This is a genomic window from Halomonas zincidurans B6, assembly GCF_000731955.1.
Taxonomy (GTDB): Bacteria; Pseudomonadota; Gammaproteobacteria; order Pseudomonadales; family Halomonadaceae; genus Modicisalibacter; species Modicisalibacter zincidurans.
Window position 1 is genome coordinate 1,735,381 of the sequence record NZ_JNCK01000001.1, and the last position, 12,434, is coordinate 1,747,814.

Here is a 12,434-nt window from a genome sequence, read left to right on the forward strand (position 1 = left end):
GTCATCGGCTATAGCGCGCTCGAATCGTCGAGCCGACTTCGAGAAGCAGGCATGTCGATTCAGAGCGCTGTTCGCATGCTGGTGGGTGCAGGTCTCATCCTGGGTTTCGCGTTCGGCGGCGTTCAGGCCCACGCGGCGGACTGCCCTCCCGGCGGTCCGGCACAGCGTCAGGCAGCGCTGGCCCAACTGTCGGCGCGCATAGCGCGCTGGGATGAAGCCTACTACCAGGATGGCAGGCGGTTGGTCGAAGACGGCGTCTACGATGCCGCCAAGCGGCGCCAGCTCGACTGGCGAACCTGCCTGCAAGAGGCCGGCAACGAAAGCGTCGGGCGACCCCTGCCATCCACCACCGCCCCACTCGTCGCCCATCCCATCGCCCAGACCGGCCTGGACAAGGCCGATTCCCGTCAGGCCGTGGCGAACTGGCTGGCCGATCGAGACGATCGCTCGCTATGGGTTCAGCCCAAGGTCGACGGCGTCGCCGTCACTCTGGTGTACCGAGGTGGCACGCTCAGTGCGGCGATCAGCCGTGGCGATGGCGTGCAGGGGCAGGACTGGTTGACTCAGGCCAGGCTTATCGAGGCCATTCCCGAGCGGCTGAACGCCGCGCCCGATCGCGTGATCCTGCAAGGCGAGCTGTATGCCAAGCGTCCCGGTCACGTGCAGGCCCGCGACGGCACCGATGGCGCACGCGCTGCCGTCGTCGGCTTGATGGCCCGGGAGCGACTCGACAAGTCTGCGGCGGCCTCGATCGGCCTGTTCGTCTGGGATTGGCCGAACGGTGCAGCCGAGTTGCCGGCTCGCAATGCGCAACTCGCTGCCTGGGGCTTTAGCGATGCCCAGGCCTATTCACTGCCGGTCGATACGCTCGCCGAGGTCGTCGCCCAGCGCCAGGCATGGTTCAACTCACCGCTGCCCTTCGCCAGCGACGGTATCGTGCTGCGCCAGAGTCGCCGCCCCGCCGCAGCGACCTGGCGGCCCGAACCGCCGGGCTGGGCGCTGGCCTGGAAATACCCGGCCCAGCGCACCCTGGCCGTGGTCGAGGGAATCGATTTTTCGGTGGGTCGTACCGGACGAATCACCCCGGTCGCCGAGCTCGCGCCGGTCACGCTCAACGATCGTACGGTAAGCCGGGTCAGCCTGGGTTCGCTGGATCGCTGGCGCGAACTCGACGTGCGCCCCGGCGATCAACTCCGCGTGGCGCTTGCGGGATTGACCATCCCCCAGGTCGACGGCGTGGTGCTCAGGCGCCAGCCGCGCCCGGCGATCGACGCCCCCGAGGCCGACGACTACGGGCCGTGGAGCTGCCTGACGCCGGGGCCGGGATGTCGGGAACAGTTCGTCGCCCGACTCGACTGGCTATCGAGCGATCAGGGACTCGACCTGACCGGCATCGGCGAAGGCACCTGGCTGCAGTTGGTCGAAAGCGGCCTGGTCGATGACCTGCTCGCCTGGCAGACGCTCGACCGGGCGACCCTCGAAGCGCTGCCTGGCGTCGGCGAGGCACGTGCGAGGCAATGGCTGGAAAGCTTCGAAGATGCGCAGCGGCGGCCGGTCATCGCCTGGCTCCGGGCCCTGGGGCTACCGCCGGTCGATGAAGAGGTGCTCAGGCAGGCCAGCCCAACGCTGAGCCTCGCCGCGTTGAGACAGCGCACCATCGCGCAATGGCAACGCGCCGAAGGCATCGGCCCGGTACGCAGCGAGGCGCTCTGGCGCTTTCTCAACGGCCCGCAGACAGCACCATTGCTTGAGCGCCTGGTCGCGGAGCATAACCTCACGCCTTGATCCCGCATTCGGCATGGCGGCGCAGGCGATGCTCGCCTGAGGAGGCATTCAGATGTTATCGAGCGTACCGGCACCGGAAAGGCTGAGCATGCGCAGGAACTCGCGGCGCGTCGCCGGGTCCTTGCGGAAGCTGCCCAGCATGCGACTGGTCGCCAGACTCGCACCGGGCTTATGGATGCCGCGCGTGGTCATGCATTGGTGAGAGGCTTCTATGACCACGCCGACACCCAGCGGGCGCAACACGTCGTGCAACGTGTCGGCGATCTGCACGGTCATCTTTTCCTGGATCTGCAGGCGCTTGGCATAGATCTCGACCAGCCGCGCCAGCTTGGAAATGCCAACCACGCGACGATCGGGGATATAGCCGATATGCGCCTTGCCGATAATCGCCGCCATGTGATGCTCGCAGTGACTCTCGAAGCGGATGTCGTTCATCACGATCATCTCGTCATAGCCTTCGACTTCCGAGAAAGTACGCTCGAGAATCACCGCCGGATCGGCGTTATAGCCGGCAAAAAACTCTTCATAGGCACGCACGACCCGCGACGGCGTATCCAGCAACCCCTCTCTGTCGGGATCGTCACCGGCCCATTGAATCAAGGTGCGTACAGCCTGTTCCGCCGCTTCGCGACTGGGAGGATTCTTTGACATTCCAATCCCTCATTGGATCAAACAAGTTCGAGTGCCGGTCCAGTTGGACGTGCCGCGGCGACTGCGGCGGCAAGCAGGCCGGTCGTGGCCGCGAAAGCATATCATGATTGCAGCGCCCGTCGTGCATCGGGCTTGCGCGCTCAGGGCGATCGCACGTCGGTAATCGATCGCATTTGAAGAAATTAGAGCGGGCCGGTATTACTAGGCATTTGGTTCGAGCGTCACTATGCCTCAGTCTTCACAGCCTCTCATGGATGTCTTCGTCTCCGTTACCGATCCTCGCCAGTCCAACAAGGTCCAGCACTCCTTGCCGGAAGTGCTCACCGTGGCGGCCTGTGGCATCCTGGTCGGCGCCGATACCTTCGAGGAGATCGAGCTCTGGGCCCAAGAGAAGCAAGCCTGGTTACGCCAGCATCTCTCCTTACCCAACGGCATCCCATCACATGATACCTTCGCACGCCTCTTTGGTTTGATGGACCCCAAGGAGTTCGAGCATGCCTTCCGTTGCTGGGTGGCGGGGGCGCTGCCTGGCCTCTCGCCCCAGGTCGTCGCGTTGGATGGCAAAACCAGCCGGCGGTCGGCGAAGGCGTGTGAAGGGCCTCTGCACTGGGTCAGCGCGTTCGCGGCGGCTGCCGGGGTCATCCTCGGCCAGCAGGCGACAACGGCCAAGTCGAACGAGAAGACCGCCATTCCGGAGCTGCTGGCCACGTTGGCCCTGGAGGGATGTATCGTGACGATCGATGCCATGGGGACCCAACCCAGCATCGCGCAGGCGATTCGCGACCGTGGGGCGGACTATGTGCTGGCAGTGAAGGATAATCAGCCACAGCTCAATGCGGCGATAAACGACTTTTTCGAGCTGTTCCAGTCAGCGCCGCCGGACAAGACGCCCCATCACGTCAGCGAAGCGGTCAGCAAGGATCACGGACGGCTGGAAACGCGCCGCTGCTACGTCTTTGATGCGTTGGAATGCTTGCCCGCCCCCACGCGCTGGCCGGACCTGCGTTGCTTTGCGGTCATCGAATCGACACGCGAGAGGCAGGGCAGGATGACCCGGGAACGGCGTTACTACATCTGCAGCCTGGTGCCCGATGCCGAGCAACTGGCCGCGGCAGTCCGTCAGCACTGGGGGATTGAGGACCGCGTGCACTGGTGTCTTGACGTGACGTTTGCTGATGATCAGATGCGAGCCCGCACGGGCCATGCGGCGCACAACTTAGCCATCCTCAAGCGCCTGACCCTCAACCTGATCCGCCTGGATCCGGCGAAGCGCAAAGGCAGCTTCAAGACCAAGCGGATCATCGCAGCGACGTCAGATGAATACCGGGCTCATCTGCTGGGCCTTGAATGAGAATAGATCGCTACGTGCGATTGCCCTGCTTGCGCGCTTGACACGCCACCCTGCTACACAGTCAGCTAGTCGGGCAATGCAAAGGGACCGCCATGCAGCCAACCGAACATCAGTGTCTAATTTCCGTGGGATCCAATATCGATCCGCAGCGCAACATCGAGCGGGCGCGGGACATTCTCGCCCGGGAATCCCGCCTGATCGCCAGCGCGACGGTCATCGAAACGAAGCCGGTGGGCTATCAGGACCAGGCCAACTTCCTCAACGGTGCCTTTCTGGTCGCGACGCCGCTCGATTGTGCGAGCTTCCGCGACTATCTCAAGCGCGTCGAGGACCGTCTGGACCGCATACGCGGACCGATAAAATCGGGACCTCGGACCATCGATCTGGATATCGTGGCGTGGAACGGCCGGGTGATCGACGCCAGCGGCCTGGAGGAAGACTACGTAAGAATTCCCGTCGACGAACTAATCGCCAAGACGCACCTGACCCTGGAACGCAGCGAGGGCGACCATGCCGCGACTCGGCGATAGCCGATTGCCCCGCTGGCCGGTAGACGGCGTATTTGGCAACAACAAAAACCTATATGACTTAGTGGCTGGGGAACCTATATGATGATCTTGCTCGAGAAAATTAGCTTCGTCGAGCAAACACAAGGGGATGATGATGCTAGATGTCGAAAATACACGTCCGGAAGGCCAGGGCCATGGGCTGCTTTGTCCTACCTGCAGGGTCGATCTACTCATGAGCGAACGCCAGGGCATTGAGATCGACTACTGTCCCAAGTGCAGGGGGGTCTGGCTGGATCGCGGTGAGCTCGACAAGATCATCGAGCGAAGCGCTAGCGAAGAGGTCCGGGGTGCGCAGGCGCAACCCACGCCACAGGGGCCGTCTTATCCGTCTCAAGGCCACTACGATAACAGTCATGGTTCGGGACATGGTGGTGGACACGGTCATGGTGGTGGACACGGTCATGGTGGTGGACACGGTCAAAGCCGCAGACACGGATCATTCCTCAGACGGCTGTTCGACTAACGATATTCGCTCATGATACAAGGTCGAGTTTCGCATCGCCGGGCTTTAACTGACGACGGGAGTTGACCGTGAGTATAGAGCATTCACACGCAGCGACAGCTTCGCCGGGGACCGCCGCCGGGCGACACAAGAGCAGGCTCATAGTAGCTCTTGCTCTGACGACGACTTTCATGGCAGTCGAGGTTATTGGCGGTCTCTGGACGGGAGCCTAGCGCTTCTAGCCGATGCGGCGCATACGCTTACGGACGCGGGCGGTCTCGCCCTGGCACTGATCGCCATCCGTTTCGCGAAGCGCGAAACGACGACAATGATTGGAGCTGCGGCTGGACGTGCTTGAACAACGGGCTGATTTCCCTGAAAATCCTGCCCCGGTTAAAACGGAGATCGCCATGGGAAGACACGGCCACCATGACCGCGGGTATCGCAATACTTACGGTCGGAGCGATGATCGCGATCCGATGATGACGGGCGGGCCTGTCGATTGCAATGCTAGTCCGAGCCGGCTGCGAATGGCCGTCGTTCTTGTCGGTCTCGCTCTGTGGTCGCTGCTCGCCTTGATCGGTTACGCGCTTGTCGATCCCGTGCTCGGCTGGATCGCGATCAGCGCCGGCCTCCTGGAGGATGGCGGAAAGAGCCTGGCAACTGCCGCCGGCGTCGGGAAGGAGGTCGGCAACTTCGTCGATGGTTTGAACGTCAGCGGCCTTTCGGGACAAGTTATCGCCTTGCTACGAGTCATCGCCAGGCCGGCCATTATTGTTTTCTGGGCGATCGGCGCCCTTACCCTCATTGCCGCGCCCGTGATCCTGCCAAGGCTCGGCCGGTTACTTGGCGCGCGCCGACACTGACCGTAGTTCAGAGAGCTTTGGACGACATATCGCGCTGCGGCATAGAAAAGGCGGTGGCTCCCCGAGCAGGACTCGAACCTGCGACCCAATGATTAACAGTCATTTGCTCTACCAACTGAGCTATCGGGGAACGACGGATGCGGTGGTGGTATTCGTAGGCTTGGCTCCCCGAGCAGGACTCGAACCTGCGACCCAATGATTAACAGTCATTTGCTCTACCAACTGAGCTATCGGGGAACAACGAATACCCTGTGCGACCGGCAACGATCGAACGTTGCAAGTTGGCTCCCCGAGCAGGACTCGAACCTGCGACCCAATGATTAACAGTCATTTGCTCTACCAACTGAGCTATCGGGGAACAATGCCGGAGCACGCGGCGTAGTATACGGATCGAGGCTCTCCCGTCAAGGCCTCGCCCCGCCGGGCCGGCAGCCGCGCATTAAAAACGCCCATCGGGAAAACCGGCGGGCGTTTCGCAATACCTGGTGGCTACGCCCTGATTCGAACAGGGGACCCCATCATTATGAGTGATGTGCTCTAACCAGCTGAGCTACGTAGCCAACCGCGCTCGGGCGCCACCACGACGGATCGCGATGTTCGTCAGCGGGGGCGAATTATGCACGCGGGCCGCCGACGTGACAAGTCCCGAGCCGCTTGCCTTATTGGCCGATATTCAGCGCCTGCTTGACCGCCGGCAGCCCCGGTTCGCCATCGACGGTGGTCACGCCCTCAAGCCAGTCGTCGAGCACCTGCGGGTTATCCTGCAGCCAGTTGCGCGCCGCCGCCGAGGGCTGTTCACCGCCGTCCATGATCGCCCCCATGATCTGGTTTTCCATCGCCAGCGTGAAGGTCAGATTCTCGAGCAGTCGACCCACGTTGGCACACTCCTCCACGTAACCGCCGCGCGTGTTGGTGTAGACCGTCGCCCCGCCCAGATCGGGGCCGAAATAGTCGTCGGCGCCTTTCAGGTAGGCCATGTCGAAGTTGGTGTTCATGGGATGCGGCTCCCAGCCCAGGAAGACCATCCATTCGTCGCTGGTGGTCTTGGCCTTGAGCTCGGCAAGCATGCCCGCTTCGGAAGAGTCGACCAGTTGCCAGTCGCCGAGGCCGAAGGCGTCGTTGTCGATCATGTCCTGGATGATCAGGTTGCCGTCATTGCCGGCCTCGATGCCATAGAGGCGCTTGCCGAACTTGTCGGCGTAATCGTCGAGATCGGCCACCGAAGTCACCCCGGCATCGTAAACGTATTGCGGGACGGCCAGCGTGTACTTGGCGCCCTCGAGGTTGGCCGCCACGCGATCGACGTCACCCTTGTCGATGTAGGGATCGCTGATCGAGGCCATCGAGGGCATCCAGTTGCCGAGAAAGACATCGAAATCGCCGTTCTTCATGCCCGAATAGGCGATCGGCACCGAGACCGTATCGCTCCCGGCCTCGTAACCCAGCCCTTGCAGCACCTCGCTGGCCAAAGCCGTGGTCGCGGTGATGTCGGTCCAGCCCACCTCGGCGAAATCGACGCTCCGGCAACTGTCGGGCACGGCCGCCAGCGTCAAGGGAGAGGCGGCGACCAACAGGCCACCGGCGAGCAATTTGATTGAGGTCTTATCGTGCATTGACTGTCTCCTGCGTGTGGCGCCTGCCGCCAGGGTGGCAACAGGCAGTTCAATAACATTGAATTATGCGATACTCGACTTCGCATTCCACTATACAATATATTTTTATTGATTGAACGTTCAATAAAAACATTGCAGACTATACTCCATCAGGGCGTGGAGCGACGGAATGCCCTTTCAACGACCACCGCTCAGCCCGGGGCGAGCCAGCAGAGGAGAAGTGCCCGGTGCCCAAAGTCGGAATGGAACCGATTCGCCGTCAGCAACTGATCAAGGCGACCATGAACGCGATCGACGAGGTCGGCCTGGCCGACGCCACCGTGGCCCGCATCGCCAAGCGCGCGGGCGTCTCGGCCGGCATCATCAGCCATTACTTCGGTGGCAAGGATGGCCTGCTCGAGTCCACCATGCGCCAGATTCTCAACGATCTAGGCAGCGCGGTGGCCGAGCGCCGTGCCGCTGCCGCCGAGGACACCCCGCAAGCGCACATACGCGCCATCATCGACGGCAACTTCGACCGCAGCCAGGTCAATCAATCGGTGATGAAGACCTGGCTGGCATTCTGGGCATCGAGCATGCACCAGCACGACTTGCAGCGCCTGCAGCGGGTCAACGACCGGCGCCTGTACTCCAACTTGTGCAGCCAGTTCCGGCGTTGCCTGAACAAGCAGGACGCCCGCCGCGCCGCACGCGGGCTGGCGGCGATGGTCGACGGCCTGTGGCTGCGCGGCGCGCTGGCGCCGGAGGGCCTCGACGTCGACCGGGCGCGCCGCCTGGCCTATGACTATCTGGACGAACAACTGGCTCAAAGGGAGTGTTTCGCCTGACCGGCGGCTCGCTCGAGGCCCGTTCAAACGCACCTAGGGAGACTTCCATGCCATCATTGCAGACACAGCAACTCTACATCGGCGGACGCCGGGTGGACGCCACGTCCGGCGAGACCTTCGACAGCATCAACCCCGCCAATGGCCAGGTGCTGGCGAGTATTCAGCAAGCCTCGCAGGCCGACGTCGACAGCGCCGTCGCCTCGGCCCGTGAAGGCCAGAAGATCTGGGCGGCGATGACCGGCCTCGAACGCAGCCGCATCCTGCATCGCGCCGTCGCTTTGCTGCGCGAACGCAACGACGAGATCGCCCACCTGGAGACGCTGGATACCGGCAAGCCGATCAGCGAAACCACCAGCGTCGACATCGTCACCGGCGCCGACTCGCTGGAATACTACGCCGGCCTCGCCCCGGCCATCGAAGGCCGGCAGATCCCGCTGCGCGAGGACTCCTTCGTCTATACCCGTCGCGAGCCGCTGGGCGTGATCGGCGCCATCGGCGCCTGGAACTATCCGATTCAGATCGCCTGCTGGAAGAGCGCGCCGGCGCTGGCCGCCGGCAACGCGGTGGTCTTCAAGCCCAGCGAGGTCACCCCGCTGACCACCATGATGCTGGCCGAGATCCTCACCGAAGCCGGCCTGCCGGATGGCGTCTTCAACATCGTCCACGGCGACGGCCGGGTCGGCGAGATGCTCACCCACCATGCCGACATCGACAAGATCACCTTCACCGGCGAAGCCGGCACCGGCAAGAAGGTCATGGCCGCCGCCGCCGGTTCGACGCTCAAGGAAGTGACCATGGAACTCGGCGGCAAGTCGCCGCTGATCGTCTTCGACGATGCCGATCTCGATCGCGCCGCCGATGCCGCGATGATGGCCAACTTCTACTCCAGCGGCCAGGTCTGCACCAACGGCACCCGGGTCTTCGTCCATCGCTCGATCAAGAGCGCCTTCGAAGCCAAGATCCTCGAGCGCGTCAAGCGCATCAAGGCCGGCGATCCGCTGGACGAAACCAGCAACTTCGGCCCGCTGGTCAGCTTCGATCATCTCGACAAGGTGATCGGCTATCTCGAAGCCGGCAAGCAGGAAGGTGCCCGCCTGCTGATCGGCGGCGAGCGCTGGGTGCACGACGACTACGCCAAGGGCGCCTGGGCCGCACCGACGGTGTTCACCGATTGCCGCGACGACATGCGGATCGTGCGTGAGGAAATCTTCGGCCCGGTGATGGCGATCCTCGCATTCGACGACGAGGACGAGGTGGTACGTCGCGCCAACGCCACCCGCTACGGGCTGGCGGCCGGTCTGTTCACCGAGCGTCTGAATCGCGCCCACCGGGTCATCCACCGGCTCGAGGCGGGCATCTGCTGGATCAACACCTGGGGCGATTCCCCCGCCGAGATGCCGGTCGGCGGTTACAAGGAATCGGGCATCGGCCGCGAGAACGGCCTGTCATCCCTCGATCAATATACCCAGATCAAGTCCGTGCAGATCGAGATGGGCCCCTTCCCGGCCGTCTTCTAGAAGCCTGCCGCCAAGGGCCGGACCGCCCGGCCCGGCCGATTCACCGCGCCACGCTGAAAACGACAAAGGAGGGCCGCTCATGCCCCAGGCTCGCGAATACGATTACATCATCATCGGCGCCGGTTCGGCCGGCAACGTGCTGGCCACCCGGCTCACCGAGGATCCCGATGTCCAGGTACTGCTGCTCGAGGCGGGCGGCCCGGACTATCGTTTCGACTTTCGCACCCAGATGCCGGCGGCGCTGGCCTATCCACTCCAGGGCAAGCGCTACAACTGGGCCTTCGAAACCGATCCCGAGCCCTACATGAACGATCGTCGCATGGAGTGCGGGCGCGGCAAGGGCCTGGGCGGCTCGTCGCTGATCAACGGCATGTGCTACCTGCGCGGCAATGCGCTGGACTACGACAGCTGGGCCAAGACACCCGGGCTCGAGGACTGGAACTACCTCGCATGCCTGCCCTACTTCAAGCGCGCCGAGAGCCGCGATATCGGTCCCGACGACTATCACGGCGGCGACGGTCCGGTCTCGGTGGCCACCCCCAAGCGGGGCAACAACGAGCTCTACGGCGCCTTCATCCAGGCCGGCATCGAAGCCGGCTACCCGGCCACCGAGGACGTCAACGGCTACCAGCAGGAAGGCTTCGGTCCGATGGACCGCACCACCACGCCCAATGGGCGTCGCGCCTCCACGGCACGCGGCTACCTGGACATCGCCAAGCAGCGTTCCAACCTGACCATCGAAACCCACGCGCTGACCGATCGCATCCTGTTCGAGGGCAAGCGTGCGGTGGGCGTGGCTTATGCCCGCAAGGGCCAGCCCCAGGAAGTGCACGCACGCCGCGAGGTGCTGCTGTGCGGCGGCGCCATCGCCTCGCCGCAGATCCTGCTGCGCTCGGGGGTCGGCAATCCCCGACACCTCAAGGAGTACGACATCCCGCTGGTCCACGCACTGCCGGGCGTCGGCGAGAACCTTCAGGATCACCTGGAGATGTACATCCAGTACGCGTGCAAGAAGCCGATTTCGCTCTACCCGGCGCTCAAGTGGTACAACCAGCCGAAGATCGGCGCCGAGTGGCTGTTCAACGGCACCGGCATCGGCGCCAGCAACCAGTTCGAGGCGGCCGGCTTCATTCGCACCAACGACGCCGAAAAGTGGCCCAACCTGCAGTACCACTTCCTGCCGATCGCCATCAGCTACAACGGCAAGAGCGCGGTCCAGGCCCATGGCTTCCAGGCCCACGTCGGCTCGATGCGCTCGATGAGCCGCGGGCGGATTCGCCTGACCTCGCGCGATCCCCAGGCGGCCCCCAGCATCCTGTTCAACTACATGTGTCACGACAAGGACTGGGAAGAGTTCCGCGACGCCATCCGCATCACCCGCGAGATCATCAACCAGCCGGCGATGGACGCATACCGCGGCCGCGAGATCTCGCCCGGCCCCGATGTGCAGAGTGACGCCGAACTCGACGAATTCGTCCGCCAGCATGCCGAGACCGCCTATCATCCCGCCGGCTCCTGCAAGATGGGCCATGACGACATGGCGGTGGTCGACGGCGCCGGCCGCGTTCACGGCCTCGAAGGGCTGCGCGTGATCGACGCTTCGATCATGCCGGTCATCACTACCGGCAACCTCAACGCGCCGACGATCATGATCGCCGAGAAGATGGCCGACAAGGTCCGTGGCCGCAAGCCATTGCCCAAGGCCGAGGTGGCCTATTTCGTCGCCGGCGACACCCCGGCCCGTGGCACACCCGCGTCTTCGGCGACCACGTGATAGCCGAGATCGTGAGCCATGCCGATCATCGCACTCTCCGTCAGTTCGAGCTCCATGGCCGAGACCGGCAAGCTGCACTCGGTCGGCGACTCGCGCTCAAGATCAGCGCGCGACCCGAGACGTCAGCGAAACCAGCCTCTCCACCACGATACGGCTCAGCGATCCACCACGCCGCGTTGCTCGGCGATGGCCTCGAATGCCTGGCGATCGCGGTCCTTGAAGAAGCACAGCGTTACCTGCAATTCGTACCTATTCAGCGCCTCGTCCAGCGTATCGATCACGATAGGCGCGGCTTCGTCGAAGGGGTAGCCGTAGATCCCGGTCGAGATCGCCGGGAAGGCGACACTACGGCAGTCATGCTCGGCGGCCAGTGCCAGGGCATTGCGGTAGCAGTTGGCCAGCAGCCGCGACTTGTCCTGGGTCTTGGCGTAGACCGGGCCGACCGTGTGGATCACGTAACGTGCCGGCAGTTCGAAGCCCTCGGTCAGGGCGACCTCGCCATCGGGCAGCCCACCGGGCCACTGCGTCTCACGCAGCGCCAGACAGGCCTGCTTGAGCTGGGGACCGGCGGCGCGGTGAATCGCGCCATCGACGCCACCCCCACCCTTCAGCGAAGGGTTGGCGGCGTTGACGATGGCGTCGACCCCCAGTCGGGTGATGTCGCCGGCGATCACCTCGACGCGCCGATCGAGCAGAGTGACGGACATGGCAACCTCCGTATTCGAGTGCTATGCCGACAGCCTAGCAGTGGATGGCCGCGACGGGTCGTCCAGCGCCCGCCGGTGACCTCGATGAAGCTATCCGCGGTATACCAGGCCTCCTCGGAGAGCAGCCAGAGAATCGCCCGGGCGATCTTTTCGGTCTGCCCGCCACGCTGCATGGACACCCTCTATCCTTGAGGTGCGCGAGGATGCCGGCGTTGTCGACCAGCGCCGCCAGCGCGACGGTCAAGGAGCAGGCCCTCACGATCCGGGTAGACAGCCACAACGCCGGCCGCCATTGACGCGCCAGGCACGGCACTCGATGCTGCGGGAACCCT

At 63.8% G+C, this 12,434-nt stretch carries 13 protein-coding genes and 4 tRNA genes; 9 read left to right on the forward strand and 8 right to left on the reverse strand.

The genetic code is table 11. The annotated features are described in order from the left end of the window. The first annotated feature begins 51 nt into the window (after positions 1-51). The gene (gene ligB, locus HALZIN_RS0108090; protein ID WP_051907438.1) at positions 52-1,785 is read left to right on the forward strand and encodes an NAD-dependent DNA ligase LigB; all 1,734 of its coding nucleotides are present in this window, start codon (positions 52-54) and stop codon (positions 1,783-1,785) included. 48 nt (positions 1,786-1,833) lie between these two features. Here the strand turns inward: ligB and folE are convergent, their stop codons facing one another. Then, positions 1,834-2,436: a GTP cyclohydrolase I FolE gene (folE, locus tag HALZIN_RS0108095; RefSeq protein WP_031383726.1), complete on the reverse strand. Its 603-nt coding sequence runs from the start codon at positions 2,434-2,436 to the stop codon at positions 1,834-1,836. A gap of 226 nt (positions 2,437-2,662) precedes the next feature. Between folE and HALZIN_RS0108100 the strand changes: the two genes are divergently transcribed. The 5 genes from HALZIN_RS0108100 (at position 2,663) to HALZIN_RS18170 (ending at position 5,664) form a co-directional block, all read left to right on the forward strand. Beyond that, on the forward strand, positions 2,663-3,787 hold the full coding sequence (locus HALZIN_RS0108100; protein WP_031383727.1) for an ISAs1 family transposase: 1,125 nt from the start codon (positions 2,663-2,665) through the stop codon (positions 3,785-3,787). A 92-nt stretch (positions 3,788-3,879) separates the two neighbouring features. Then, positions 3,880-4,317: a 2-amino-4-hydroxy-6-hydroxymethyldihydropteridine diphosphokinase gene (folK, locus tag HALZIN_RS0108105; RefSeq protein ID WP_031383728.1), complete on the forward strand. Its 438-nt coding sequence runs from the start codon at positions 3,880-3,882 to the stop codon at positions 4,315-4,317. A 133-nt stretch (positions 4,318-4,450) separates the two neighbouring features. Then, complete coding sequence (locus HALZIN_RS18530; RefSeq protein WP_150113097.1) at positions 4,451-4,819, forward strand: TFIIB-type zinc ribbon-containing protein; 369 nt, start codon at positions 4,451-4,453, stop codon at positions 4,817-4,819. 196 nt (positions 4,820-5,015) lie between these two features. After that, entirely contained in the window at positions 5,016-5,156 is a 141-nt protein-coding gene (locus HALZIN_RS18685; RefSeq protein WP_422723644.1) for a cation efflux transmembrane domain-containing protein, read from the forward strand. Continuing rightward, complete coding sequence (locus HALZIN_RS18170) at positions 5,131-5,664, forward strand: hypothetical protein (protein WP_201448185.1); 534 nt, start codon at positions 5,131-5,133, stop codon at positions 5,662-5,664. Before HALZIN_RS18685 ends, HALZIN_RS18170 begins: the two co-directional genes overlap by 26 nt. A 54-nt stretch (positions 5,665-5,718) precedes the next feature. Here HALZIN_RS18170 and HALZIN_RS0108120 read toward each other — a convergent pair. The 5 genes from HALZIN_RS0108120 to HALZIN_RS0108140 all read right to left on the reverse strand — a co-directional run bounded on the left by HALZIN_RS0108120 (position 5,719) and on the right by HALZIN_RS0108140 (position 7,277). After that, a tRNA-Asn gene (locus HALZIN_RS0108120) sits at positions 5,719-5,794 on the reverse strand. 31 nt (positions 5,795-5,825) lie between these two features. After that, positions 5,826-5,901 (reverse strand) — tRNA-Asn (locus HALZIN_RS0108125). A 45-nt stretch (positions 5,902-5,946) separates the two neighbouring features. Beyond that, positions 5,947-6,022: transfer RNA gene (locus tag HALZIN_RS0108130), tRNA-Asn, on the reverse strand. A 125-nt stretch (positions 6,023-6,147) separates the two neighbouring features. Beyond that, positions 6,148-6,224, reverse strand: a tRNA-Met gene (locus HALZIN_RS0108135). A gap of 99 nt (positions 6,225-6,323) precedes the next feature. Continuing rightward, positions 6,324-7,277 carry a choline ABC transporter substrate-binding protein gene (locus HALZIN_RS0108140; protein ID WP_031383731.1) on the reverse strand — a complete coding sequence of 318 codons (954 nt, stop codon included), beginning with the start codon at positions 7,275-7,277 and terminating at the stop codon, positions 6,324-6,326. A 227-nt stretch (positions 7,278-7,504) separates the two neighbouring features. On the opposite strand from HALZIN_RS0108140, the gene betI reads away from it, so the two are divergent. The 3 genes from betI (at position 7,505) to betA (ending at position 11,395) form a co-directional block, all read left to right on the forward strand. Continuing rightward, on the forward strand, positions 7,505-8,104 hold the full coding sequence (betI, locus tag HALZIN_RS0108145; RefSeq protein WP_201448186.1) for a transcriptional regulator BetI: 600 nt from the start codon (positions 7,505-7,507) through the stop codon (positions 8,102-8,104). A 47-nt stretch (positions 8,105-8,151) separates the two neighbouring features. Beyond that, entirely contained in the window at positions 8,152-9,621 is a 1,470-nt protein-coding gene (betB, locus tag HALZIN_RS0108150) for a betaine-aldehyde dehydrogenase (RefSeq protein WP_031383733.1), read from the forward strand. Positions 9,622-9,700: 79 nt separating this feature from the next. After that, a complete protein-coding gene (betA, locus tag HALZIN_RS0108155; protein ID WP_031383734.1) occupies positions 9,701-11,395 on the forward strand; it encodes a choline dehydrogenase in 1,695 nt (564 codons plus the stop codon). A 155-nt stretch (positions 11,396-11,550) separates the two neighbouring features. Here the strand turns inward: betA and HALZIN_RS0108160 are convergent, their stop codons facing one another. After that, on the reverse strand, positions 11,551-12,102 hold the full coding sequence (locus tag HALZIN_RS0108160) for an O-acetyl-ADP-ribose deacetylase (RefSeq protein WP_031383735.1): 552 nt from the start codon (positions 12,100-12,102) through the stop codon (positions 11,551-11,553). Further along, entirely contained in the window at positions 12,066-12,281 is a 216-nt protein-coding gene (locus HALZIN_RS18070) for a globin family protein (RefSeq protein ID WP_160171094.1), read from the reverse strand. The genes HALZIN_RS0108160 and HALZIN_RS18070 overlap by 37 nt, the downstream gene beginning before the upstream one ends. Positions 12,282-12,434: the final 153 nt, after the last annotated feature.

Excerpts from the sequence above, each read along its gene's own strand:
- HALZIN_RS0108140 (WP_031383731.1), bottom strand. The coding sequence starts at position 7,277 with ATGCACGATAAGACCTCAATCAAATTGCTCGCCGGTGGCCTGTTGGTC.
- HALZIN_RS0108160 (WP_031383735.1), bottom strand. The coding sequence starts at position 12,102 with ATGTCCGTCACTCTGCTCGATCGGCGCGTCGAGGTGATCGCCGGCGAC.
- betB (WP_031383733.1), top strand. The coding sequence starts at position 8,152 with ATGCCATCATTGCAGACACAGCAACTCTACATCGGCGGACGCCGGGTG.
- folK (WP_031383728.1), top strand. The coding sequence starts at position 3,880 with ATGCAGCCAACCGAACATCAGTGTCTAATTTCCGTGGGATCCAATATC.
- betA (WP_031383734.1), top strand. The coding sequence starts at position 9,701 with ATGCCCCAGGCTCGCGAATACGATTACATCATCATCGGCGCCGGTTCG.
- HALZIN_RS0108100 (WP_031383727.1), top strand. The coding sequence starts at position 2,663 with ATGCCTCAGTCTTCACAGCCTCTCATGGATGTCTTCGTCTCCGTTACC.
- ligB (WP_051907438.1), top strand. The coding sequence starts at position 52 with ATGTCGATTCAGAGCGCTGTTCGCATGCTGGTGGGTGCAGGTCTCATC.
- HALZIN_RS18530 (WP_150113097.1), top strand. The coding sequence starts at position 4,451 with ATGCTAGATGTCGAAAATACACGTCCGGAAGGCCAGGGCCATGGGCTG.
- folE (WP_031383726.1), bottom strand. The coding sequence starts at position 2,436 with ATGTCAAAGAATCCTCCCAGTCGCGAAGCGGCGGAACAGGCTGTACGC.